This is a genomic window from Paenibacillus sp. MBLB1832, assembly GCF_032271945.1.
GTDB classification, from domain to species: Bacteria; Bacillota; Bacilli; order Paenibacillales; family NBRC-103111; genus Paenibacillus_E; species Paenibacillus_E roseopurpureus.
This window is the reverse complement of the sequence record NZ_CP130319.1, coordinates 1,204,852-1,229,897: the sequence shown is the minus strand read 5'-3', so window position 1 is coordinate 1,229,897 and position 25,046 is coordinate 1,204,852. Positions and strand designations below refer to the sequence as shown.

Annotated in this window: 25 protein-coding genes and 1 pseudogene; 11 read left to right on the top strand and 15 right to left on the bottom strand. The window is 46.5% G+C overall.

Going from position 1 to position 25,046, the window contains the following annotated elements:
• Positions 1-63 precede the first annotated feature (63 nt).
• The 4 genes from ylbJ (at position 64) to MJB10_RS05575 (ending at position 5,593) form a co-directional block, all read left to right on the top strand.
• On the top strand, positions 64-1,305 hold the full coding sequence (ylbJ, locus tag MJB10_RS05590; RefSeq protein WP_314802435.1) for a sporulation integral membrane protein YlbJ: 1,242 nt from the start codon (positions 64-66) through the stop codon (positions 1,303-1,305).
• Between the two features lie 43 nt (positions 1,306-1,348).
• A complete protein-coding gene (glgP, locus tag MJB10_RS05585) occupies positions 1,349-3,898 on the top strand; it encodes an alpha-glucan family phosphorylase (protein WP_314802433.1) in 2,550 nt (849 codons plus the stop codon).
• Between the two features lie 158 nt (positions 3,899-4,056).
• The gene (locus tag MJB10_RS05580; protein ID WP_314802432.1) at positions 4,057-4,728 is read left to right on the top strand and encodes a PilZ domain-containing protein; all 672 of its coding nucleotides are present in this window, start codon (positions 4,057-4,059) and stop codon (positions 4,726-4,728) included.
• Positions 4,729-4,780: 52 nt separating this feature from the next.
• Positions 4,781-5,593, top strand: a complete 813-nt coding sequence (locus MJB10_RS05575; protein WP_314802431.1) for an NAD kinase — start codon at positions 4,781-4,783, stop codon at positions 5,591-5,593.
• A 65-nt stretch (positions 5,594-5,658) separates the two neighbouring features.
• Here MJB10_RS05575 and MJB10_RS05570 read toward each other — a convergent pair whose 3' ends face one another.
• Together MJB10_RS05570 and lipA are read right to left on the bottom strand one after the other, a co-directional pair.
• Entirely contained in the window at positions 5,659-5,979 is a 321-nt protein-coding gene (locus tag MJB10_RS05570) for a YutD family protein (protein ID WP_314802428.1), read from the bottom strand.
• 40 nt (positions 5,980-6,019) lie between these two features.
• A complete protein-coding gene (gene lipA / locus MJB10_RS05565; RefSeq protein WP_314802426.1) occupies positions 6,020-6,967 on the bottom strand; it encodes a lipoyl synthase in 948 nt (315 codons plus the stop codon).
• Between the two features lie 85 nt (positions 6,968-7,052).
• Here lipA and larE point away from each other — a divergent pair, with 85 nt between their 5' ends.
• The 3 genes from larE to larC (MJB10_RS05550) are packed head-to-tail and all read left to right on the top strand — an operon-like array spanning position 7,053 to position 9,603.
• A complete protein-coding gene (gene larE / locus MJB10_RS05560) occupies positions 7,053-7,901 on the top strand; it encodes an ATP-dependent sacrificial sulfur transferase LarE (protein ID WP_314802424.1) in 849 nt (282 codons plus the stop codon).
• A complete protein-coding gene (gene larB, locus MJB10_RS05555) occupies positions 7,898-8,671 on the top strand; it encodes a nickel pincer cofactor biosynthesis protein LarB (protein ID WP_314802422.1) in 774 nt (257 codons plus the stop codon). The genes larE and larB overlap by 4 nt, the downstream gene beginning before the upstream one ends.
• Positions 8,668-9,603 (top strand): nickel pincer cofactor biosynthesis protein LarC, encoded by a 936-nt coding sequence (gene larC / locus MJB10_RS05550; RefSeq protein ID WP_314802420.1) that lies wholly within the window; start codon positions 8,668-8,670, stop codon positions 9,601-9,603. The genes larB and larC (MJB10_RS05550) overlap by 4 nt, the downstream gene beginning before the upstream one ends.
• Before the next feature lie 22 nt (positions 9,604-9,625).
• On the opposite strand, the gene larC (MJB10_RS05545) is transcribed toward larC (MJB10_RS05550), so the two are convergent.
• Positions 9,626-10,117, bottom strand: a complete 492-nt coding sequence (gene larC, locus MJB10_RS05545; RefSeq protein ID WP_314802418.1) for a nickel pincer cofactor biosynthesis protein LarC2 — start codon at positions 10,115-10,117, stop codon at positions 9,626-9,628.
• 116 nt (positions 10,118-10,233) lie between these two features.
• Between larC (MJB10_RS05545) and MJB10_RS05540 the strand changes: the two genes are divergently transcribed.
• Entirely contained in the window at positions 10,234-11,277 is a 1,044-nt protein-coding gene (locus MJB10_RS05540) for a M23 family metallopeptidase (protein WP_314802416.1), read from the top strand.
• A 20-nt stretch (positions 11,278-11,297) separates the two neighbouring features.
• Here MJB10_RS05540 and yunB read toward each other — a convergent pair whose 3' ends face one another.
• On the bottom strand, positions 11,298-12,050 hold the full coding sequence (gene yunB / locus MJB10_RS05535) for a sporulation protein YunB (protein ID WP_314802415.1): 753 nt from the start codon (positions 12,048-12,050) through the stop codon (positions 11,298-11,300).
• A 371-nt stretch (positions 12,051-12,421) separates the two neighbouring features.
• Here yunB and MJB10_RS05530 point away from each other — a divergent pair, with 371 nt between their 5' ends.
• On the top strand, positions 12,422-13,285 hold the full coding sequence (locus tag MJB10_RS05530; RefSeq protein WP_314802412.1) for an IS1595 family transposase: 864 nt from the start codon (positions 12,422-12,424) through the stop codon (positions 13,283-13,285).
• 675 nt (positions 13,286-13,960) lie between these two features.
• Here the strand turns inward: MJB10_RS05530 and MJB10_RS05525 are convergent.
• From MJB10_RS05525 to MJB10_RS05490, 8 genes and pseudogenes are all read right to left on the bottom strand, one after another.
• Positions 13,961-14,524, bottom strand: a complete 564-nt coding sequence (locus MJB10_RS05525; protein ID WP_314802411.1) for a 5' nucleotidase, NT5C type — start codon at positions 14,522-14,524, stop codon at positions 13,961-13,963.
• Positions 14,525-14,550: 26 nt separating this feature from the next.
• Positions 14,551-14,772, bottom strand: coding sequence for a pentapeptide repeat-containing protein (locus MJB10_RS05520; protein ID WP_449591360.1), 222 nt, complete (start codon positions 14,770-14,772; stop codon positions 14,551-14,553).
• A gap of 85 nt (positions 14,773-14,857) precedes the next feature.
• Positions 14,858-15,196 (bottom strand): pentapeptide repeat-containing protein, encoded by a 339-nt coding sequence (locus tag MJB10_RS05515; RefSeq protein ID WP_314802407.1) that lies wholly within the window; start codon positions 15,194-15,196, stop codon positions 14,858-14,860.
• A 272-nt stretch (positions 15,197-15,468) separates the two neighbouring features.
• Complete coding sequence (locus MJB10_RS05510; protein ID WP_314802405.1) at positions 15,469-16,215, bottom strand: TerC family protein; 747 nt, start codon at positions 16,213-16,215, stop codon at positions 15,469-15,471.
• Positions 16,216-16,302: 87 nt separating this feature from the next.
• Positions 16,303-16,884 carry a TerD family protein gene (locus tag MJB10_RS05505; RefSeq protein ID WP_314802403.1) on the bottom strand — a complete coding sequence of 194 codons (582 nt, stop codon included), beginning with the start codon at positions 16,882-16,884 and terminating at the stop codon, positions 16,303-16,305.
• 27 nt (positions 16,885-16,911) lie between these two features.
• Positions 16,912-17,511, bottom strand: a complete 600-nt coding sequence (locus tag MJB10_RS05500; RefSeq protein ID WP_314802402.1) for a TerD family protein — start codon at positions 17,509-17,511, stop codon at positions 16,912-16,914.
• 165 nt (positions 17,512-17,676) lie between these two features.
• Positions 17,677-19,017: a TrkH family potassium uptake protein gene (locus tag MJB10_RS05495; protein ID WP_314802401.1), complete on the bottom strand. Its 1,341-nt coding sequence runs from the start codon at positions 19,015-19,017 to the stop codon at positions 17,677-17,679.
• 120 nt (positions 19,018-19,137) lie between these two features.
• Positions 19,138-19,612 (bottom strand): annotated as a pseudogene (locus MJB10_RS05490) (alpha-L-arabinofuranosidase C-terminal domain-containing protein); the annotation flags it as partial.
• Between the two features lie 3 nt (positions 19,613-19,615).
• Between MJB10_RS05490 and MJB10_RS05485 the strand changes: the two are divergent.
• Positions 19,616-19,978 (top strand): glycoside hydrolase family 88 protein, encoded by a 363-nt coding sequence (locus MJB10_RS05485; RefSeq protein WP_314802399.1) that lies wholly within the window; start codon positions 19,616-19,618, stop codon positions 19,976-19,978.
• 19 nt (positions 19,979-19,997) lie between these two features.
• On the opposite strand, the gene MJB10_RS05480 is transcribed toward MJB10_RS05485, so the two are convergent.
• The gene (locus tag MJB10_RS05480) at positions 19,998-20,312 is read right to left on the bottom strand and encodes a CoA transferase (protein ID WP_314802397.1); all 315 of its coding nucleotides are present in this window, start codon (positions 20,310-20,312) and stop codon (positions 19,998-20,000) included.
• A gap of 865 nt (positions 20,313-21,177) precedes the next feature.
• Here MJB10_RS05480 and MJB10_RS05475 point away from each other — a divergent pair.
• The gene (locus MJB10_RS05475) at positions 21,178-22,215 is read left to right on the top strand and encodes an alpha/beta hydrolase family protein (protein WP_314802396.1); all 1,038 of its coding nucleotides are present in this window, start codon (positions 21,178-21,180) and stop codon (positions 22,213-22,215) included.
• A 133-nt stretch (positions 22,216-22,348) separates the two neighbouring features.
• Here MJB10_RS05475 and MJB10_RS05470 read toward each other — a convergent pair whose 3' ends face one another.
• Positions 22,349-22,522, bottom strand: coding sequence for an aspartyl-phosphate phosphatase Spo0E family protein (locus MJB10_RS05470; RefSeq protein ID WP_314802394.1), 174 nt, complete (start codon positions 22,520-22,522; stop codon positions 22,349-22,351).
• A 114-nt stretch (positions 22,523-22,636) separates the two neighbouring features.
• A complete protein-coding gene (locus tag MJB10_RS05465; protein WP_314802392.1) occupies positions 22,637-24,958 on the bottom strand; it encodes a helix-turn-helix domain-containing protein in 2,322 nt (773 codons plus the stop codon).
• Positions 24,959-25,046: the final 88 nt, after the last annotated feature.

The following is a 25,046-nucleotide window of genomic DNA, read 5'->3' as shown; positions in this document are numbered from 1 at the left end:
TTCGGGACGGCATGTATGTCCTATTCCTTTCATATAGTTGAGTAAGAGGAGGTTTCATCGCTTATGCCCAAACGTGACTTCACCCCTGCCCTGCTCATCTCATTCGTGATTCTTGCCATCATTGTATGCTTAGTCATGTTTCCGCATGACGGGTTTCAAGCGGCTTTACGCGGTGTTTCTATTTGGTGGGACGTGCTGTTCCCCGCCTTATTTCCCTTCTTCGTTATCTCCGAAATCATGCTTGGCTTCGGCATCGTTCATTTCTTCGGAACGCTGCTTGATCCCATGATGCGGCCTGTCTTTCGGATTCCTGGCATTGGCGGATTCGTCATGGCCATGGGCTTTGCTTCTGGTTATCCCATCGGGGCTAAGCTAACCTCTCAACTATGGGAGCAGAAGCTTGTGAATCGGGAAGAGGGAGAGCGGCTGGTTGCCTTTACGACGAGCTCAGATCCAATCTTCCTCATCGGCGCTGTGTCCATCGGTTTCTTTCACGATGCCTCCTTGGCCATGATTCTAGCTATCGCCCATTATGGCGGCTCGCTGCTTATCGGCTTGCTCATGCGATTTCATGGCAGGAAGAGCATCCCTACACCTGCCCATTCCCAGACCAACCAAGGTTGGATTGGGAAGCGAGCCTTGGAGACTATGCACTCGGCGAGAATCCATGACGGAAGACCTATTGGGATGTTACTGAGCCAATCCATCATCCAGTCACTTCGTTTAATTTTCGTCGTGGGAGGACTTGTCGTCTTCTTCTCTGTCGTTCTAGAAATTCTAACTTCGGCTCAGGTTATGAATGTGTTCTATTTCCTCATTACCTCCTTGTTAACGTTCACAGGACTCCCTCACGAATTAGCACAAGCGGTCATGAATGGCTTATTCGAAGTCACCCTTGGGGCCAAGGCAGCTGGAGGCGCGCCAGCAGAATTAGCCCTCGCAAGCAAAGTAGCCATCGGAGCGTTCATCCTCTCATGGGGCGGGATGTCAGTTCACGCTCAGATTGTCAGTTTGTTAAGCCATACCAATCTGCGCTACTTGCCTTTTTTGTTCGCTCGACTGCTCCATGCGATGCTCTCTGGGGCTATTGTTCTCCTTATATGGGAGCCTATGCAGAAGTTCAGGAGTCCGCAGGCTGTTTTCAAGCCTGTCTACGAAGCTGCCTCCCCCATTACAAGCTATCTAAAACTCATTTTCCCTATAAGTGCGATGGTCTTTGTTGGTTCTTTTGCAGTCATCATGAGTCTCTTCCTTGCATATTCCTTACTTAAACTGGTGTATGAAAAGGTTGGTGGAACAAGATAATATGGGAAACAACGATCAAGCAATTAAAGGGAGAGAATATACAATGATAGCAGCAGCCCCCCATGAGGCTACAATCTTACCCCCATCGATAGCGCGACTTAACGAGCTTGCCTACAATTTGTGGTTCAGCTGGAATTGGGATGCTTTGGGGCTTTTTGAACGTATAGATGTCGAAAAATGGAAACAATCAGGTCATAACCCCGTGCGCCTGCTGCACGCGGTAGACGCTTCCCAACTGGAAGCGCTTAGCCATAATCAAGATTTTCTTGATAGCTACCACCGCGTGATAACAAGATTGGATGCGTATATGAACGACCCAGCGTGGTATCAGAATCATCATACCGATGCAGGTTATGTGCAGATTGCTTATTTCTCCGCTGAATTCGGTTTTCATGAATCGCTGCCGATTTATTCTGGCGGGCTAGGCATCCTTGCTGGCGACCATATCAAATCAGCCAGTGACCTTGGTCTTCCTTTGGCAGGCATCGGCCTCCTCTACAAGAAAGGCTATTTCACGCAAAAGATCGATGCCTCCGGCAATCAACAAACGGAGTTGTTCCCGTATGATTTTCATCAACTTCCCCTCCACCCTGTCCTTCAGGATGATAAACAACTTACCGTTACGGTCGATTTGACAGGCCGTATCATTACACTACTCGTCTGGGCAGTTCGCGTGGGACGCAACCTCGTCTATCTGCTCGACAGCGATCACGACGCGAATAACGAAGGCGATCGCTCGCTGACCGCACAACTGTACGGCGGGAACCAAGAGATGCGCATCGCTCAGGAAATCGTGCTCGGCATCGGCGGAGTCCGTGCGCTGCGAGCGCTGGGGATTTATCCGAATGTGTACCATATCAACGAGGGACATGCGGCCTTCCTTGCTTTGGAGCGGCTAAAAGAGTTGCTGCATCTCGGTCTTCCTTTTCATGTGGCGGTGGAAACCGTCCGTTCTGCAACCGTATTTACGACCCATACACCTGTCCCTGCGGGGCATGATACTTTTTCAATCCATATGATTGAGCATTATCTCAGCTCCTTGTTCCGAGAAATTCCGAAGCATAAGCAAGACATAATTGGGCTCGGACTGGACCATAAATCCCATCAATTCAATATGACCCATCTGGCTATGAATACTTCTGGGCTTCGTAACGGGGTAAGCAAATTGCACGGTCAAGTCTCCCGCGAAATGTTTAAGGAGTTCCATGGCCATGTGGACGCCAGCGAGGTACCCATCGGGTCGATTACGAACGGTGTCCATCTCGACACATGGACAGCACCGCAGTGGAAGGAGCTCTTCGATCGTTTCCTTCCAGGGACTTGGCGAGCGGAACAAGCCAACCCGCATCAATGGGAGCAGATCGACCTCATTCCCGATGAATCAATTTGGAACGTGCATCAGCATCTGAAGGGGGAACTGGTGCGCTACGCACGCAAGAGCCTAATGGAGCAGCGGGCACGTAACGGAGAATCCTCAGAGCGCATTGAGGAGGTTCGTTCTTATTTGAATCCTAAAGCACTAACCATCGGCTTCGCGCGGCGCTTTGCTACCTACAAACGAGCTAACCTCATTTTCAATGACTTGTACCGTTTGAGAAAAATAATTAATGACCCAGATCGGCCGGTTCAGTTTATTTTCGCAGGTAAAGCCCACCCTGCTGATTATCCAGGGCAAGAATTGATAAGAGAAATTTATCGCATATCACAGTTGAAAGAATTTCTCGGCAAAATTGTCATTCTCGAAAATTATGATATCCACATGGCCCGCTATCTCGTGCAAGGGGTCGATGTTTGGTTGAATAATCCCCGCAGGCCTCTCGAGGCAAGCGGCACCAGCGGCCAGAAAGCAGCGATGAACGGCGTGCTTAATTTCAGCGTCCTGGACGGCTGGTGGGAAGAAGGCTACAACGGAACGAACGGTTGGGCCATTGGCTCAACGGGAGCGGCGGATTGGGCCGCGCAGGAGAAGGAGAACACCCGAGCGATCTACCATTTGCTGGAGAATGAGATCATTCCCCTCTACTACAATCAAGGCGAGGTTCCGCATCAATGGATTGGACGGATGAAACGCTCGATTCAATCGCTAAGTCCTGTTTACAACACGCATCGCATGGTGCAGGACTACACAACCCAGACCTACCTCCCTACCGCCAAGCGTGCTCGTCTTTTCGTCGCGAATCAGTATGAAGTGGCTACCAAGGTCGCCGATTATAAGCAATTCATCCGAACGAATTGGCATCAGGTGAAAATTATGGGGATCGATGATCAATCGGATAAAACGACGTCCGAGATCCCATTGGATGAGATCACCCCATCGACGAAGGTAATCACGGCTCACATTCATTTCGGTCCGATTTGGCCGCAGGATACGGCTGTTGAGGTTATTTATTATGAGGAAAATGGCGAACTATGGGAGCAAAAAATGGTGCTAATGTCGCCTATTGGCGAAATCGTCGACCAAGCACAGCGATTCCAAGCGACGATACCCTCGCATCTGATTCATGGTCCGCATTTCTCGATTCGTGTGCGCCCCATCTCTAACAACTTCGCCCACTCTTTTGAGTTGTCGTTAGTTACAAGCACGTTAACTTAAATAAGCAAGACGTTTACGCAATCCGAAACCGTATAAGATTTCCTTTGCTTTAGCCCCATTTGGGGCTTTTCTTATTGTCCTAGATCACTTATGATGAGAAGAGAATTTACTGAATGTATAGGCAGATGTGCATGTAAATCTAACTACTTGGTGATGCTATGGATTGGAATAAGGTACTAGAATTGGCATCGATCTCTCCCAATCAGGAGTGTCATATCATCATTGTTGGCGAGTGCAAAGATGGCCAGCCTTTTTGTTTCGAGGATCATTTCACTATCGACAAAATAAGTGAAAATTCGATAACTGTGTATCAAGAACAGTTAGGTTTATTTCCTTTTGACAAGTTATCTCATGTGTCGTTTATTGAATTTTCTTTTCGTGATGGCCCCGTTTTATATTACGGCTATGTGGATTTGGTACAGCTTGAACTGAAGAAGACGATATGTTATTTGACGCTCTCTCTGCCAGAAGAAACTTTTCTGTATCAGAACCGACGAAATGTACGAGCAAAGCTTGCGCAGCGAACGCCTGTCACGATACGTGTAGCTGGGATCCGAGGGATTTCGGCTCAGAAAAGTGTTGCATTTACTGGACAACTGCTTGATATCAGTGCTGGCGGACTGTCTTTTGTTACAACGAATCGGCTATTTATACCGCTTTTTCTGGAGTTCAGCTTCATCCTTCCTACATTTGATCAACCTGTTACGCTGTTTGGGGAGATCATACGGGTCACGCATTTCAGCAATGATTCCTATCGTATTGCAGTAGAATTCCGACATACCCCTGATGCCATCATGCAAGAAATTGATTCGTACTGCTCCAGCTACTAAAATAGATCATGACGAACAACGAAGTACACGCTTACGTTTAGGAGGAACACGATTGAAATATAACGTCATTGAACGAGGGGATGTCATCTCCAAAGGGCTGACCGAAAGGTTCCACGCTCTCGCCGCTGAGCATGGCATGCCGAGGGATGAAGAGCACCCGGATATCGTCTTGTCGATTGGCGGTGACGGCACGATGCTCCAAGCGTTCCATCAATATGTTGGACAACTCGAGCATATTGCTTTTGTCGGGATTCATACGGGGCACCTTGGCTTTTTTGCCGATTGGAAGCCTGATGAGCTTGATCATCTAGCATCACTGATGTTCAATGTTGCAACGCCAGAGGAACTACAGGTGGTCCGTTACCCTGTCGTTGAGATTGAAATTACAACCGAAAAAGGTGTGGAAACGCACTTAGCGTTAAATGAGTTCACGCTCCGTGGGATTGAAGTTTCACTGGTGGCTAGGTTAGATGTCAACAATGAGATGTTCGAAATGTTCCGTGGGGACGGCATTTGTATTTCCTCACCTGCTGGAAGTACCGCATATAACAAGAGCTTGGGCGGCGCAATGGTACATCCATCGCTGGAAGCTATTCAGATCGCCGAGATCGCGTCAATTAACAATCGCGTATACCGAACACTAGGATCTTCGATGATCCTGCCGAAGCATCATCATTGTGACATTTATCCCAAAGCACAGCAGAACATGTTGTTGTCCCTGGATCATTTATACATGCAGCGAAATGATGTCGTGTCCATCCGCTGCCGCGTAGCGTCCAATGTGAAAGTGAAATTTGCACGTTTTCGGTCCTTCCCGTTTTGGAATCGCGTGCGCGAGGCTTTCGTTGGTCTTGATGTTAAATAAGTCATCATACAAAAACGCCATCTGAACTCTTCATCGAGTCAGATGGCGTTTCTATTAGGCTAGGCTTATACAATTGTTGAACCAATCACTTCAGAAGGTGTTTGATGCTTAGGCGCATTGACCTTCTCGATAATGAAATACGCACAACCAAAGTTGCAATACTCATTCAAATAGTCTTGAAGCGCAGCGATGGAGGACTCTTTGGTCGCCTTCGGGTGAGTTTCTTTGAAAAAGCCTCTCAGACGAAGTTGGCTATACCCCCAGTCGCCAACAATATAATCGTACCGCTCGAGCACTTCGCTAAAGCGTTCTTTGAATACTTCCTGATTCCAACCATTCTTGTGGTCAGTCACGAGCTCGTAGGTTTTGTTAGCGATATGAATCATGATGTGAGGAAGCTCTCCTTTCTATGATCCGCTGATGAGTCTAAACGGTTGCTGCTGCTTTGACCTGCTCATGCGCATGGTAAGAGCTGCGTACTAATGGGCCAGACTCCACGTGTTTGAATCCACGCTTCATCCCTTCTTCCTTTAGGGAAGCAAACTGTTCAGGCGTATAATACTGTGATACGGCCAGATGCGTCGTGGAAGGCTGTAAATATTGACCAATTGTCATGATATCGCAATCCACTTCACGCAGATCTTCCATCGTTTGCAGCAACTCGTCCCACTCCTCCCCTACCCCAATCATGATGCTCGATTTAGTAGGGATGTTAGGGGCAATCTGTTTCGAACGCTGAAGTAATTCAAGGGAACGACGATATTTGGCTTTCGATCGCACACGATCAGACAATCTTTCCACCGTTTCCATATTGTGATTCAAAATATCAGGTTTCGCCTCAAGTACCGTTGCCAGTGACTCCTCACGACCTAAGAAGTCGGGAATGAGCACCTCAACCGAGCACATCGGCAGCTTACGCCGAATCGCTTTGATCGTCTCTGCGAAAATCATGGCGCCGCCATCCGTCAGATCATCTCGCGCTACGGAAGTTACGACGCAGTGGCGCAGCCCCATTTGTAAAGCCGCATCAGCGACACGTTCTGGTTCTTCCAAATCCAGCTCCGTCGGAAGGCCTGTTTTGACCGCACAGAAACGGCAAGCACGCGTACAAATATCACCCAATATCATAAAAGTTGCCGTCCGATTTGCCCAGCACTCATGGATGTTTGGACATTTCGCTTCTTCGCAAACCGTATGCAACGTTTTGGAACGCATCATGGATTTAATTTCTTTAAAATTTTCATCCGTTTTCAGATTGATTTTTAACCAGTCTGGTTTTCTCTCTAAAGGTTTTCTAGGCACTGTAATTCCCGCCTTTTTATTTGGTTTCTCAATGATGTTATTATAACATGAATGACTGACAAAACAATCCACTTTGGGGAGCAGTTGTGATACACTAATCTAGATGTACCAAAACAGCTCAGCTTACGAGATAAAGGCTGTATGGGAGGAAAGAAACATGAGCATACAAGAAGTAACGCGTGAGAAGGATCGTAAACTCGGCGAGATTCTACGAGGAATGGGCCGCGTGATCGTTGCTTTCTCAGGAGGCGTTGACAGCACGTTTGTCCTCAAACGTGCACAGCAAGAGCTGGGTGACCAAGTTCTTGCCGTTACCGCAGCATCGGAAACATTTCCCACGAGGGAATTCGATGCCGCTGCCACATTAGCAGAACAATTTGGTGTCCGCTTGCACAAGACAGAAGTGAAGGAATTGGAGAATGCTAACTTCGTCGCCAATAATCCAGACCGCTGTTACCATTGCAAGACGGGTCTATATTCGCATTTGCAAGACATCGCCAAAGAGCTGGGTTACCCGTATATCCTCGACGGCTCTAATGTTGACGATCTGGGGGACTACCGACCAGGTCTTCAAGCGAAGAATGAGCAAGGCGTTCGCAGTACGTTGCAGGAAGCTGGGTTAACGAAGGACGAGATCCGCGCTCTTTCCAAAGAATTGGGTCTAAGCACTTGGAATAAGCCATCCTTCGCTTGTTTATCATCACGTATTCCATATGGCACACAAATTGAGAAGTGGAAAATCGACCAATTGGATGAAGGAGAATACTTCCTTTCTCAGCTTGGTCTATATCAGGTCCGTGTGCGCCACCATGAGAAAATTGCCCGCATCGAAGTGATGCCGGACGAAATTCACAAAGTGGTCGAGCATCGTGATGCGATCTATGAGAAATTCAGTAAACTTGGCTTTACATATGTAACACTAGACTTACAAGGCTACCGCACGGGCAGTATGAATGAAGTACTATCCCAAGCCACGAAAGATAAGGTGAGAGAAGCTTCCATATGATGGACTTAGAGAAAATCCTAAAGCTTGTCCAGGCGGGCGATCTGGACGTAGAAGAAGCCAAGAAGCAAATCATCAAGGAGGGCGGGTCTGGACCCGCCAACCTTGATCTTGGATTTGCGCAGCTCGACATCGATCGCGAGAAGCGGACAGGCTTCCCCGAGGTCATTTTCGGGGAAGGCAAAACCGCCGAGCAGATCGAGGCGATTTTCCAGCGGCTCACGGAGCACACCGACCGCGTGCTGGCCACACGCGTCGATGCGGCCAAAGCCGCCTATGTTGTAGCTAACGTGGCAGGTGTCACCTACCACGAAACGGCGCGGGCGCTCACTTGGTTCAAGCGCCCGCTGCTCAAGGTCCACGACGGATACATCGCCGTCGTGTGCGCAGGCACCTCCGACCTCCCCGTGGCGGAGGAGGCGGCTCTTACAGCGGAATGCCTGGGCAGCCACGTTGAACGCGTGTTCGACGTGGGCGTAGCTGGCATTCACCGGCTATTCCGCCGGCTTGAGCTTATTCGCGGTGCGAATGCGATCGTCGTCGTTGCCGGCATGGAGGGAGCACTCGCCAGCGTCGTCGGCGGATTAGTGTCCAAACCGATCGTCGCCGTGCCGACGAGTATCGGCTACGGCGCACATCTTGCAGGAGTAGCTCCTTTATTGTCCATGTTAAACAGCTGTTCGCCAGGCATCTCCGTCGTCAATATCGATAATGGATTCGGCGCTGGTTACTATGCAGGTCTCATTAACAAAAATATGTCGAAGCGAGCGTGAACACGATCATGCGCATTTTATACTTAGACTGCTTTTCAGGCATCAGCGGCGATATGACGCTGGGCGCGTTGGTCGATGCGGGAGCAGATCGAGATTACATCGAGGATGAATTATCCAAAATTCAACTTGAGCCCTACACCTTAGAATGGAAACGAGTTATCAAACGTGGTATCTCCGCTCTCAAATTAGATGTTGTACTGGATCCCAAGCATCCGCCTAAGAACCACAGGCATTACTCCGAAATCGTACAAGTGATACAAAAAGCTGGATTTAACGAGCGAGTTACCTCACTTAGTCTCGCTATTTTCGAAAAAATCGCCCTTGCAGAAGCTAAAATTCATGGTACTTCTATTGAAAAGGTACACTTTCATGAAGTCGGTGCCATCGACTCCATCGTCGATATCGTCGGTGTTGCATTAGCCATCGACTCCTTACAAATTGAGCGAATTTTTGCATCACCAGTACCGTTAGGCTCAGGAACGATTCATATCGATCACGGAATTTATCCAGTTCCAGCTCCTGCTACACTCGAGATGATGCGAGGCGTCCCAATCGCGTCAACGCATTACAGTTTGGAGATGACTACGCCGACAGGCGCTGGTATTATCTCTGGTGTTGTAGATGAGTTCTCCAAAAGCTTCCCGCCTATGGTCGTCGACAGTATTGGATATGGAGCAGGAACGAGAGATCTCCCTAAGCAACCTAACGTGCTTCGTGTCGTGATTGGCAAAATCGATCCTTTTATCGGCAAATGGCAAATCAGTCATGAGCATCTGGCTCACGAGCATACGCATGAACATACCCATTCCCATGATGACCACCACCACCATCACCATTCTCACGAAGATCATCACCATAGCCATGAGCATGAGCATCATCACCCGCATAGTCACCCCCATCATCATGTTTCCGCTCCTGCTGCTCCCCAATAAAACAATTAAAAAACGCTCTTCCCTACTCGGGTTGAGCGTTTTTTTGCATCTGCTGATTAAACCTCATTCTAACTTCTTCATACACCATTTTCAAAGGAATGTGATGTGATTTAGCCACTTGTTCACATTCTTTAAATTCCGGAGCAAACTGAACTAATTTTCCATTGTGATAACCGACTTTAACAGTTAGAAGTCCCCAAGGTGTATCCACACGCTCAAACTCTCGCGCTAATCGATGACACGAAGCATGTAAATACCGGATACCTAACGTTGTGGATTCTCTAAAAATAATCTCTTCCACTTGAGCTATAAGTTCCTCATCGATTAGAACATTCAGCATGAGTCCAGGTCGTCCGCGCTTCATAATAATCGGTACAACATAAACATCATTTGCACCAACGTCAAACAGCTGATCCATCAGATAGGACATCCATTCTGGATTCATATCATCCAAATTCGCTTGAACTATTAACATATGATCATCCACATGCTCATCTCTGTGATTAAATGCCACTCTTCCCACCTCTTATTGGCATCATAGCAAAAATCACCTAACAACGAAAGATCGAAGGATAAACAGGCAACGTTCCGTACATCCTAAGAACTAACATTTCAGGAAGGATGATAGAGATGCAACACAAAGCATTGTGGTCAAAAGTTCTACTCCTTAGCCTTCTCCTATCAACGATATCGAGTACCTCGTTCTCACAACTTGCTGATTCTCAAACCATTGTTCCTGACCAACTGGCTCCTTCAAAATCTCCCGAGAGAAAACACACGCAAGCGGAGCGGAAGGAGCTTTTTGAAAAAATAAGCCTGTTATCTGGCATCCCTTGGTCCTATTTAGCCGCCGTAGATCAATATGAAAAAACAATGAACATCGTTAAAAAAAGAAAAGCTCTTACTGAAATGACGAATATCTACTTTACAGAGTCAATTTGGACTGGATTATTGAACCCAAGTCAACAGGATACGAATCCAACAAGTATCTCCTTCTTTCATGGATTAGGCCGGGATGGATCGGGAGATGCGATTGCTGATCCTACCAATGACTTGGACGTCCTTGCCGCGATGGCTGCCATTCTTTCCAAGAACGGAACAAAAGTAGATAATCTTCAAATTAATCTCTGGAATTATTATCAAAATCCACGCAGCGTTGAACGCATCCGTCAATTTGCAGCTATCTATGAGTCATTAGGCACACTTGAAGCAAATGATCATGCCTTTCCACTGCCCATTTCAGCCGATTACTCTTATCGCAGTACGTGGGGTGACAGCCGCGGCTGGGGAGGGCATCGCACTCATGAGGGAACAGATCTATTTGCTAATTATGGTGTACCCGTCAGGAGCACATGCTATGGGATCGTCGAAATAAAAGGATGGAACCCCTATGGAGGCTGGCGAATCGGCATTCGAGATTTAAACAATATTTATCATTATTACGCACACTTGTCAGGCTTCCAAAAAAGCATCAAAATCAATGACATCGTTAAACCTGGTCAAACCCTAGGTTGGGTTGGCAGCTCTGGCTATGGGAAGCCAGGTACATCAGGTAAATTCCCCCCTCATCTGCACTTTGGCCTCTATCGTGATAATGGAAAAAACGAGTGGAGCTACGATCCCTATCCGTCCTTACGGAAGTGGGAGCGTGAAGATCGTAACAAGAAAAAATAAACCTAGCCCAACGGGCAGGTTTATTTTTTTGGAGTGGTATGCGTGGCCCCAGAACTCGGAGTCGTAGGCAACGTAATCGTTGGCGGCGTTGATCCGTTCGTACTTCCCACTGGATTCCCCTTATTATCATAATAATATGTTGGGACATCTCCTACCACAAGCGAGTAAGAAATGGGAATCTCCGTTTCAACAATTTCTGTCTCCGAGTCAAAAGGAATAATAACGGAGACCTCCGCGATAATATGTACATACACTTCGAACATCACCATATTGATCCCCACATTTTGGGAACGTGTATTCAAATCAACCTTCACACTGCCGACTGGCAGCAATTTAATGGGAATATCTGGTCCAAACGATGCCAAAATAGCACTATTTAACGCCTGCCCCACAGGAATATGCTCCGATATACTTTCCAAATTATTCAGCTCACCTTGGACCGTATTAATCGCTTCTGATGTAATTCGCATATGTTCATTGTAATTGATTACAAACCCCGTAATCTTATTGTTGTTATCCATTTTCCAATCCATTAATTGCGCGGCATTCGTTCCCTTCGCGACATGATCCGCAATAGCACTATTAATCGCTTGCGTTGCAATCTGTTTAATCCGAACTTTAGCCAAATTCATTAAGGGAAGCCTTAAATTACGTTCAAAATAAATAAAAAACTGTATACAAAACAGGACAAAGATGAGTAAACCGACCCAAATGGCTTTTTTACGGCTTTTTTTCACAGTTGGTCTGCTTCGCCATCGTCGCCTCTGCAGCATGTAGTCTCCCCCTTATCATTGCCCGCTCATGGTCGAGCCTCCAAATCATTAGTACTACCTTATGCGGACATGATATGAAAAAGACGATACAAAATCTTCAACCTCACTTCCATCTCGTCACAGTCTCGCCGCTCACAATACCCCAAATGAATCTATAACCATTATCCCATAAGCTCAGTTTCGCCTTCCCCCCAGTACATCGAGTGGCATTACCTTCCCAATGAATCTATCTCCATTATCCCGTAAGCTCAGATTTCCGTTTTAAAAATTACTACACATTATTTTACATTTTCTTGCAATAGGATCATATGTTTGGTACAATGAGTTATGAGAACAAGTGTTTTTATTTATTGAAAGTTGGGAGATGCGCCATGGATGTTTCATCCTTATCCTTCGAGCAATTTCAAGAGCATTTCTCTTCAGAGGATGCCTGTATCGACTATGTATTTCAAATTAAATGGCCTAATGGTTTTTGCTGCCCACGCTGTGAGCATCGTCATGCGTATGTAACAACAACTCGTCGTTTGCCTTTATATGAATGCAGCCACTGTCGTTTTCAAGTTTCATTACTCTCAGGGACGATTATGGAAGGATCGCGCACTTTTCTTCATAAATGGATGATTGCTGTTTATCTAATTTCACGTACTAGTTTAGGTACTACTGCAGTTGAACTCTCAAAAATTATCAATGTTACTTATAAAACCGCTTGGTTAATTCTTCATAAAATACGCACTGCTATTCAACTTTCAGACAACCAAAGCCTATTATCTGGTTCTGTACAACTGAACTCTGCGATCTATGGTCGTCCATTCAATCCGTCTGTTCACAAGCACCCACAAGAACATCTTTTATTAGTGGGCTCCTCCGTCGATCATTCTGATGTCTCGACGAATTCTACAATTAAAATAAAGTTAGTTAAGCCCATTAATCCGAAAAACAAACATATCGCAACTTCCGATATTTCTAATTTCAAACAACAATATATCCATCCCTCCGTCAATCAAATCGATACAGTAACTGGATTTTACACACCTAAACGTCATCGCCCTCTCATCCAATTTGCTGCTCAAGCAAGTATGTGGCTTAATACAACCTTTCATGGCATTGGATCGAAGCACCTCCAGCTGTATTTGGATGAGTTTTGCTTCCGTTTAAATCTTATTGAATCCAAGACTCCTATCTTTAATCATTTGTCCAATCTCTGCATAGGAAGTCCCCTACAACTTGCTCAGTAAAATCAACTCCATTCCCTCTCAAATGTGCTTCTTAACTAACCCTATTTCTTCTATTTTTCTATTACTTCTTTATAACGCTAGTCATTATTCCCGTAACTTAGCTCGAGATGTTTCAAAGCGAGCACATAGCCAATTGAGTAATCTCCATTATTTAGCATACTCTTTTATGTGCCCTAATTTTGATTCTTGTTTGGTGTCTTTTCTTTTCAACTCTCATTTCGATGCGCCCCTCCTGAGCATAGGTGATAGTGGTAGCATCTTAAGCATAGTGTGACTGTGATGAACAATAGTGGGCTGGAGTAGTTTGGTGATCTGTGACTTATTTTTTCAGTTCTAGCTTTTGATTTAGCCTTTTCCTGAGCTAACGGGATAGTGGCTATAGGGCTAGATAATGCGTTGTTAGTGTGGGAACTAGGGGATCCACACTGTCTTGGGTTGGGTCGTTTGGCTTGTCGATTTAAATGAAGCTTCTACTATGTATTCAGTCCCTGTGCCTGCAGCGTTAAGAAATGGCCATATTTCGATGACAACTGCATGCCGCTCCATGTTCCGATCGAACGTTTAGCGAGAATTGGACCATAAACCCGTGAAGTCAACCATTGGTATACATATCCTCAGCTTCTGTGTCTAGAAGCCATCTCGAGCTCTTGCGCTCACATCGTGATGTGGCGCTTTTTACCCCTGCATCAGCCGGGGCAGTTCCTCCCACGAAGTGATCCGAGGCAAGGTCAGATGTCGATTGTAGGACCGATCCTTGACACAAATCTGGATCGGCAAGTGAGACAGCGTCGCAAGAACAGTCGGCTTATCATCGAAGTAATAATCGAGCTCGAGCTGCTCAATAATGTGCACCTTTTCGGAATCGCTCATGCCGCAAAAGAAGTGCCCCTCGGCCACAGGGAATCCGTTGTCCAACAGCCATTGTCTTGTGCGATCCGTATGTTCCTTCGCTCTAGCCGTAATATAGTAGACCTCGTGCCCTTTCGCAACTAGTTGATTCAACGCTTCGCGTGCATGCGGGAACGTCGCACAGTCCGAATAATAGATCTCATCGCGGAGGCTGTGCCACAGCTTGCCCCCCTCTTCTTTGGTCAATCCAAACGCGCTATGAATCTCCATGCTCGGCAGGGCGTGAAACACATCTAAACCAACATTCTGCCCTAGCTTCTGATTATAAATATGAAAAGCATGCTCTCTCAGATTAATGAGGGTATCATCGATATCAAATCCCAGCTTCACGGTCTGCCCTCCCTTTCCAAGCCCAATTATTCTTTTAATGTAATCCCAAAAAGACTAACAAACACGGACGCCTGCGCTCTGGAAATGATACATCCGCGCAAATCCTCTATACTAACCCCCAGGCTTGTGAACTCACAGGTACTTAGATCAATGCCTTCGAGCTTGGCTCCTGTAAACTGGGATTGGTCCAGCTGACATTCATCATAATAGACTTTCTGTAAGGTTGCTTCGTAGAAATCCGATTTCACTAAGGAGCAAGAATGGAAAGCAATCTGCTTCAAATTGGCCATCCGGAACGTTGCAAAATCCCCTAAGCAATCGTGAAAGGAGATGTTACGTAACGTGGAACCCGTTAGAATCCATCCCGATAATTTTGCAGTTACGGAACTCAGTACGATGAATGGTGGCCTCCGAGAAATCCACATTGGATAAATCACATCGTTCAAAGATAACATCCGTAAATTCAATTTCTTTCATGGCGATTCGGGTAAAGGTTACATTGCGGAAAATAATTTTATCAAACGCAACTTTATAAGCGGATTGATTATCTATGATGCAGTCGCTAATAATGCCAGTATGAAAGCTGTCCTCGGGCTCGAATTTACTATCCTCCAGGGTAATCTGCGGTAATTCTTTGGGCATTTTGGGTGCATCTAGTTTAGGATGGCTCATTGGAAGCTCCTTTATAAGTAAACTTTACTTCATATTCTATCTAGTTCGCAAAAAAAAGAAACCTTTTCAGGCTTCAACAGTGACTATTTATCGATAAAATTGGACACATATTCTGCTTTCTCTGCACTCGCGATCACAATGAGCGTAATGATAATTCCGCCTAAAATCATGCCGCCTACGATCATACTACGCACCCTCTCTGACGAATTGATACGAAGGATCAACTACTATCAAAGATATGATGAGCGGCACTGATTATTCTCCTATTTCGATTAGGAGCCTTTTACGGATTTGGACTCATCCTTCTTACGAAACATACTCAGAATAATCGTTCCTCCGAACAAAGCAATAATGACGGAGAAGAAGACGACGTGTGAGATATGGAAGCCGAAAGCGCCAGCAATCATTTTCAGACCAATGACAATAATGAGGATAAACGCTGTTTTCTCCAGCTCTGGAATCTTGTCAATGAGCTTCAAAAATACTTGGGCCACGCCTCGCATCATCAGAACGCCAAGAATACCTCCAAGGAATAGTACCCAAACCTTATCACTTACACCGAATGCTGCAAGAACACTATCCACACTGAATGCAATATCCATAATTTCTACAGCTAGTACCGTACGCCAAAAGGATAGACCTTTATTCTTCACTTCGCCGCCTTCATCATCATGTTTCTTCATGAAGAGGTTACTGTAGGCGATCCAGAGTAAATACGCACCGCCAAGCACTTTAATCCATGTAATTTTCACAAGGAACGTACCCACGCCGATTGCTAGGAATCTAAATATGTAAGCACCTAGCAGACCGTAGAACAAAGCTTTCTTCTGTTGTTCCTTCGGCAAATGTTTAACCATGACAGCCAGGACAAGCGCGTTATCTGCTGAAAGCAAGCCTTCAAGCAGCACAAGCGTCCCAATGATTCCCCAGTTTACTGGATCCGTCAATGTGGCTGAGAGCACGTCCCAACTGAAGAAATTAAGGAAATTATCGATAAAACTTTGGAAAAAACCTGACATGCTAATGGACCTCCTGTTTGATTAACTGCTTCTGTTATGAAAGGGAAGGTGGTGCCTAAAAGCACCACCCCCGATAATACATGCAACCTAGGATGTTTGCAAGCCGTAATCGCGTGCCAACCCAGCTAAACCATCTTTATATCCGCTGCCAATTGCGTTGAATTTCCACTCGCCGTTATGACGGTATAGTTCACCAATGACAACGCCTGTCTCGATGGAGAAATCTTCGCCTAGGTCATAACGAATCAGCTCAGCGCCGGAGCCCTCGTTAAGTACACGAACGTACGCGTTGGAAACTTGTCCAAAATTTTGCGATCTCGCTGCCGCATCATGAATCGTGATACAGAACGCAATTTTCTCAGTTTCTGCAGGTATTTTGCTAAGATCGACAGAGATTTGCTCATCATCGCCGTCGCCAGCACCTGTGCGGTTGTCACCGTTATGTACGATGGAACCGTTCGCATTCTGACGATTGTTATAGAAAATAAAGTCGGATTCATTAGAAACTTTGCCCGCTGCATTCGCAGCGAAAATGGACGCATCCAAATCGAAATCTTTGCCGCCATCATATTTGTTTGTATCCCAACCAAGTCCAACGATGACTTTCGTTAAACCTGGGTTTGTTTTTGTTAAATCGACTTTCTGGCCTTTGGATAAGGAAATGGACATGTGAATTACCTCTCTTTATATAGAATTCTATTGATATCGTTTAACCAAAAGTCCGAGGGTTGTATCTGTTGTGCCTTCGCCAATCGCATTGAATTTCCATTCGCCGCTATGACGGTAGATTTCACCTACGATCAAGGATGTTTTACTAGCGTAGTTGTCAGTTAAATTAAACTTCACCAATTCTTGTTGATTGGAACCATTCAACACGCGAATATATGCTGATTGGACCAGCCCGAAATCTTGCTTTCTGTTGACGCAATCATAAATATTAACGACGAACACCATTTTGCTAACGTCCGCAGGGACTTGTCCTAATTGAATCGTAACTTGCTCATCATCCCCGTCGCCATCCCCTGTGCGGTTATCTCCAGAGTGAACCACCGAGCCATCAGGGCTTTGCAAATTGCCAAAGTACACGACATGCTTCTCTTTGGTGATGTGGCCCTTTTCATCCAACAGGATCACGGATGCATCGATATCAATCTCAACCGCTGTTTTTTTTGTGCCGAAGAAACCTTTCTTCTCCACAACAGCAGGATCCCAACCTAACCCAACCACAACTTTAGATAGACCTGCGTTACCTTTTGTTAAATCGATTTTCTGACCTTTGACTAAACTAACTGTCAACGAGGCCACCTCCCTTCACATACCTGTTTTAGTGAACTCCTTTATCTGATACGAATGAAATCTAAACACGTTTCACTTTTCCGGGAAAAATATTCGAACATTCGACTATTATTTCATTTTACAAATCGTCATATGCAAAAAAATCCCAAAAAGATAATGGTGAACCTACCCAATAATAAGCTTCTCCTCAGGATACCGAATCAGCGGTTTCTTCCTTCCATTCGTGAATTGCGTGTAGAAGAGGAATAACCCGATACGACCGATGAACATCAAAAGGATCAGCGCGATCTTACTGACACTGCCGAGATCACCTGTGATTCCCGTGGATAAACCGCATGTTCCGAAAGCAGACGCCACCTCAAACATGATGGCCGATAACCCGTGACGGTGAGACTCGGCCAACAACAGCACAAACATGCCTGCTATCATCAGTCCGACTCCAGTAAGGAAAAAAACGAAGCTCTTGAGCGAATCCTCTTGATTGATCGTTCGGCCGAACACCTTCGGCTCCTTTTCCCCGCGGGCAAAAGAAACTAAAAACAGCACGATGACTGCGACGGTCGTCGTTCGGACCCCCCCGCCCATACTGGATGGGCTTGCACCAATGAACATTAGGATGGAAAGCAGCAGCAAACTCCCCTCTGTTAAAGCCGTGATATCGAGCGTTGTCAGACCTGCACTGCGTGAGGTGACGGAAGTGAATAGTGAGCCAAACAGCTTGCCGTGCCAGCTCATTTCCGCGAGCGCATGCGTTCGCTCGATCAGCCAAATCGCCGCGGCTCCCACAACCAACAACACCCCCGTGGTCACAAGGGTTAACTTCGTAAACAGAGAGAACCGATAGTTGGGATGCTTGCCCCAGAAATACTCCCGCACTTGCGCTAAGACTGGAAAGCCGATTCCGCCTAAAATAATAAGGACCATCGTAAGCGACTGGACGAAATAATCTTCCGAATAGTCCAAGAGCGAATTGCCGAACAGGTCGAAACCCGCATTCGTGAATGAAGAAATGGCGTGGAACATCCCATAACACAAGGCAGTCCATGGCGAATCATAGAAACCTGCCCAATAGAAATACATGCCGAATAGTACGGTGCTAATGGCTTCAATTAGAAGCGTTACGCCAAGCACAAGCTGCATTAATTGCACAAGACCAGACAGATTATTGCGATTCTGGTCAATCATAATAAGCTTCCGTTGCAGCAGGCCAATTTCTTGGCCGAACAGCAGCCAATAAAAGCTGCCAAGCGTCATCACGCCGATCCCGCCGAATTGAAAAGCAACAACCAGTACGCCAACCCCGAAGCCGTTCAGCGTATCTTTAATCGCCACGGTCGTCAACCCCGTCACACTGACGGCACTGACCGACGTAAAAAGGGCATCCACATAAGAAATCGTGGCGCCCGGTTTAAGGCTAATCGGCAATTTGAGAAGCACAGCTGCAAGTAAAATACCGACGGTATATGCAATTACAATGAGCCGTGATGCCGGCATTTTTTTGAACATATCAATTAAAATACGTTTCACTCCACACATCGATTATAACTATTCGCGAGAATTCGTAAGAATAGGTTCCCCGTACTTGCTTTGGCTTATGTACATTTAATGGAAAATATTTTACCTCTGTCATGAGACAACACCTCCACTAGCAGATAGCAAGTACGACAACGGTTTTGCTGGCAGGTTGACGATCAAGCGATCATTTTCCTTACGGAAACTAGTGAAGGCAGCAGGCGCAACAGCTGTTGGATTGTCGAACGTGTTGTGCGCTTGTATCGTGTCTGCCACTAGAATTGTACCCGTTACCTCGCCAGATTGACTTCATCACATATAGGGGACTATCGATCTGCGCAGGCACGTATGTCGCATCTTGATGAACTTTGTACATATGCATGACATGATACGTAGGCGTTAAAATTAGCTGTGCCCCTCGCGTCAAAATGACCGCTTGCAACACATTTATTACCTGGGCAATATTGGCCATGCGGACACGCTCATGATGCTTATGAAAAATATTCAGATTAATACCTGCAACTAGCGCGTCACGCATCGTATTCTGCTGATAGAGGAAGCCACGGTTCGTTCCAGGCTCCACAAAGAATATTTGCCGAATCAAATGTGGCTGGACGGATTGTACATGGCTGGGCCGATTGCTGTCCAATACGGTAAAACCTTCGGGGAACCGGACTATTTCGACATGATGACCTATCAAGCCATCCTTATGGAGAGCCATACCAAAGATCCTATTACAGGCCTGTTCTACCACGGATGGGATGAAACGAAAACGGCGGAGTGGGCTGATCCTGTCACAGGCTTGGCACCGGAGTTCTGGGGGAGAGCCCTCGGCTGGTACCCTGTCGCATTGCTGGCACGGGCATCGGAGACTACGCGCACTATATCGCCCGTCCTACGATCGAGAACGATCTGCACGGCGCAGGCGCGTTTATTCTCATGTGTGTGGAGATGAGCTTGGCGCAGCAAGTAGGTTAGCTAAAAAGCTGAGACTCTGGTTTGAGTTTCAGCTTTTTTATATTTGCAACAGCGCTCCCAATCCAAGCTCGGTTATTGCCCTGCACCAAATGTGCGCCAGCCATCATGTCCGCGATCGCTAATCCGAACGGCACCGGACCTTGATCCGCATCTCCACTTAAGCAGGTAATCCCTGAGAGTGACTGTACCAGCAAGTCTTGACCTGGCTTATCCTTACAAGGCCCTTCTCTGCCGTAACCTGTAATTTCACCATAGACAAGGCGAGGATTCAAAACCTTCACCGTCTCGTAATCGAGCCCAATCTTCGCCACTCACTGGAACTGCTGCTAAACTTGTTCGTTTGAGATCAAGAAAATGACGAGTGCTGTTGGAAAATCTTCCCCAACCAAAACCCTTTTCCTTATGCGTTTTGGGAACATGTGTTATAATTTCTGGGAAAAGTCAAATTTCGATGAACAATGAATTGACTTGAAAAACATTGGTAATTGTTGGCCTGCACGTGCTGAGCTCACCCAACACCCGCGCCGTTTGAAGTAGTAGCACCTTTTTTCCTTAACGGATCCTTCGTAGCAAGAACGGCCACCCCAAGAATGGGACTATGGCCGTTTGTTCGCATTTTCATTGCAGACTTCGGTTTTGCTTTAACGTAGCATACATAGCAGCCTCGGAAAGTCCGCTCTGGTATTGCCGTAACTGTGGATTTTAACTTTATTATTCGTAATCTCTCCCCCATGAATCCGACACTCTTCAACGTTTTGTAGGTTGATAATGAATCCATTCTTCGATTATCATATTATCATACAACGTGTTGTTGGATTAATTTTGACTCTAAATTGCTCTAGCTCAACAAATCAAATAAATGGGTAAAGAAGTTAGAATTACGGGTAGCAGGATGTTCATAGATTTCATTCGCAGTTATGGAATCGATTTCTATCCAATACAAGCTGACTTTGAATCGTGGGCACATCGAGTTCACGATCTAGGTATAGGATCCCGGCCTATTCCCATTAAACAGCTTACTTCTACCCTCCTTGCCGAGGTGATTCGCTAAGCTCAACGGCTTAGCAATCGTTTGTTGAAGTTGAGAAACTGGCAAGGCTGATCCAGTTAGAGCATGGCGCTAGGGAATGCGCCCAAAGTCATTCTTGAATGTCTAGAGAAAACGGAGGGGAAACCGTGAATTTATTTAAAGAAGAAGAAACTGCCGGTAATGCGTACCGACTCCAACAATATCAGGAGCTATTAGACTTCATCGAAAATCAGCGAGCCTTGTCAACGTTACGTCGCGAACAATACTTTCAGCCGGACTGCTCCAGTGAAGCTGCATACGTCCGCAGCAGCACCCCTTACCGGCATCGCCTTAAGGCGATGCTTGGCTGGCCCTTAACTGAACCTCCCCAGCCTCCCGTCACGGATACTGCGAGCTTTGTACAAATAGGCGAAGACGAACTCGGCTCGATCTATCGGGCGAACATTCCGGTGATGGAAGGACTTACGGCCTACGGACTGTATTTCCTTCCTCACGGGGAAGGCCCCTTTCCCTTGGTAGTGTCACAACATGGCGGACAAGGTACCCCCGAACTATGTTCAGGATTTTTCGGGTCGGAGAACTATCATGATATGACGCGGCGCGTACTAAGACGAGGAGCCGCTGTGTTCGCCCCGCAATTGCTCTTGTGGAACGCCGAACGCTTTGGTCCCGAGTTTCAACGGCAGCACTTAGATACTCAATTTAAACAGTTGGGAAGCTCTCTTGCAGCCATCGAACTGTTCAAAATACAAGGTTGCATCAACAAGCTGCTGGAACGGCCTGAGCTTGACACCAATCGAGTAGGTATGATCGGGCTATCCTATGGCGGGTTCTATACGTTGTTCACTGCAGCAATTGATACTCGTATCCAAGTATCGGTTTCATCTTGCTTTGTGAACGACCGGTTCCGCTATGATTGGCCTGATTGGACATGGTTCAATGCGGGCAATATGCTCTTGGATGGTGAAATTTGCGGACTGGTTTGCCCCCGGCCACTTTATCTCGAAGCTGGCGAAGACGACGAACTATTTCATCCTGAGGGCTTCCGTGCAGTCTCGGCACAGGTTATGCGTTACTACGAAGCATTAGGAATAGCGGACAAGTTTTCATCCCAAGTGTTTAAAGGCACGCATGAGTTAAATCCTCAGGAAGACCCTGTCGATTTCCTGTTCAAATGGCTATAGCTGGCTAAACTCGCCGTCATGACACCACGGCATGACGTTTCCAAACCGCCCGCAGTTCCCAGCGCGCGGTGGGGAACTGCATGACGACGCATGCTGCATATTTACGCGCAGCATGCGTTTTTTATCTGGAGCATTAATTCTCCTTGATTTTACATAAACTTCCATAAGCATTTAGCAGGCGGTCAATCTCCCGCGATTTCCGTAGAACTATTTGTGAAGCCATCCCGTACCGATCGCTTAGCGAATGCATCTCTCTCCGCTTACGTTCAATGGCCTTTCTGATATCCACTCCTCTTGTTATTGGCATGACTCCCCCTCCTTCTATCTATGGACGTTCCTCCATATCTGCTCGCCCTGTAAGATGCCGGAAACTAGCGCTCTTGCAGAAGAAAATACAAATATTTGACCCGACCCTAGAGACCTAGTCCTGACCGGAGGAGGATTCGGGATCGGTATCTTCCAGGTCCACGGCGGAGAAGGCGCTCCGATCGGCCCTATTATCCAGCTTGCGATATTCGCCGGGCGACCGCCCCACCAATTTCTTGAAGGCCCGATTGAAGGATATCGTCTGTACATATCCGACGCGCTGGCCTATCGTTTGAATGGTTTCATTCGTTTCCAACAATAGCTCTTTCGCCTTCTGTATGCGAATTTTAATCAGATAATTCACAAAGGTATCCCCGAATTCAGATTTAAACAGCTTGCTTAAATAATTTCCCGTAAGTCCAAATTCATCGCTGAGCGTTGTTAATGAGAAGTCCGGGTCGGAATAATGCCCCTCGATAAATGACTTAACCTTCACGATTAACTTATGATGTTGTTGGTTTACCCGAAGTTCACGAATCCGTTGAAATAGCTCCTGTAAAGGGCTTTTTAGATTTTCTTTAAGCTCTTTCAACGTCTCGATATGATGAATAAGTTCTCTGCTCTTGCTGAGAACCTGCTCGATGATGTCTTCCATCGACTCGTATCCTAATGAGGATAACTCCTTGTCTAAGGCATAAAGCATGTACTGCAATACCCGCAACATGTCGTCACGAGACAATAAAGATTGGCGAGCTTCCTCAAAGATTTGTTCATAGTCCGTTTCCCAACGCTCGTCGCCCAGACGCAATGATTCCGCCATCGTTTGCACGATGACTTGATAATCCAATAGCTCCTTACCGGGTTGGGTCTTCAAGCGTTTTCCCCAAAGCACCTTCTCCTGCTCCAACAGCCACTTGTAACGAAGCACCTCTTCTGCCTGCCCATAAGCCTCTGGGAGCTGCTCCACCTGAAACACTTCATGGCCAATCCCCAACGTCACGGTGAAGGGCAAATGATGGACGACCCAGTCTTGCAAAGCGTTTGCCAACCATTCGATCCTCTCGGACAGCTCCGCCTCGATGCCGGCTGTGTTTTTCCCAAGTAATAATAAGGCTAGGCGGCTGCTCGTCATCCACTCCGTCCAAACTTCCAGTTGGTTGTGCTCTGCAAGCTCCTGGAGTGCCTTAGTCAACACATATTTGAGCAAAAATTGATCCGACGATGTATACGATGCAAGGAATTTGGGATAGTGATCCATTTCCACGATCATAATTACTTTAGCCCCATGCTGTGGCAGTAAGTCGAGCTCTACCCCGTGCTCGCTATTGCCAGACAGACCTCCGAGCAGCATGAGCTGAAGCGTAATTTTTTGTCTGACGATTCGCTCTCGCTCCGACTGCTTCTGAAAGTCGCTCAGTTCGCTCAGCAGCCCTTCAAATGTCGACTCGATCCATTGAAACTCGTCTTTGAGTTGCTCGGGTATTGGCTGACTCTTCTTATGCACATGCAGCCTGATTTGTGTTAACACGGCTTCAATGGGCTTGTAATTTCTCTTTGTAATATAGATGAAGAACACTAGCCCCAGTATGGTAACGATTGTACTGCCAATGACCCAAATGTAGGAAAATACGGATGCGTAAGAAAGCAAATGTGAATGGGGCATCGCGCTCATATAATGCCACCCCGTGTAGCTCGAAACCGCTGCAGATACGGGCATCGGGGTGGAAGCTGACAAACATCCTGCGTCACTTGAAGCATAGAGAAGCGCTCCATCTCTGCCTCGAATGCATAACGTATCGACATTGAGCACATGTTTATCTTTAATGCTGCGCATTAATTCAGATATCCGAACATTCACAACGACGATACCGAGGCCTGAAGTCTGTAACGGAACTTGATGGACTAACGAGACGATATCCCCTCTGGCATCGGATCCGGCCATGGGATCTTTTCGCGCTTCGGACCATCCTTGCGGCAAGGTGTTGGTTTTAAACGACATGACGTAGGCGCGATCGGGAAACCGCTCCAAATGATCACTCCCCGTTTGCATGATAACCAGTCCATCCGACCATCTCACCGCGTAAGCGGAATCCACAAGCGGATAGCCATCGATCCAATCGTTTAATTTGCCGATAACCTGATAATGATTGAAATAGGACTCCTCGAAACGGGCATCTGTAACAAATTGAGCAAGCACCCGATCCGATTGCGAGCTTTGCATGAGCATTGAATCGATGACTTTCAGGGATTGGTCAACCGACTGCATGAATGTTTGGACAGTAACATCATTAGCGCGTTTCGCTTCTTGTTTGGATAGATAGACGATTAACATAAAAAAACCAATGATCAAAAGTGAACTTACAACAAAAAAAACGGGAACATACGAGAGAAGTAGCCGATAAAACCATGTATTTCGCTTATTTACGAACTGCTCCATGTTCACCTGAATCCCCCCGTTTTTCCCTATCTAGCATATCATTATAGGGTAGGGGGATTTGATTTGAAATGGGGGAAATTCCACATGA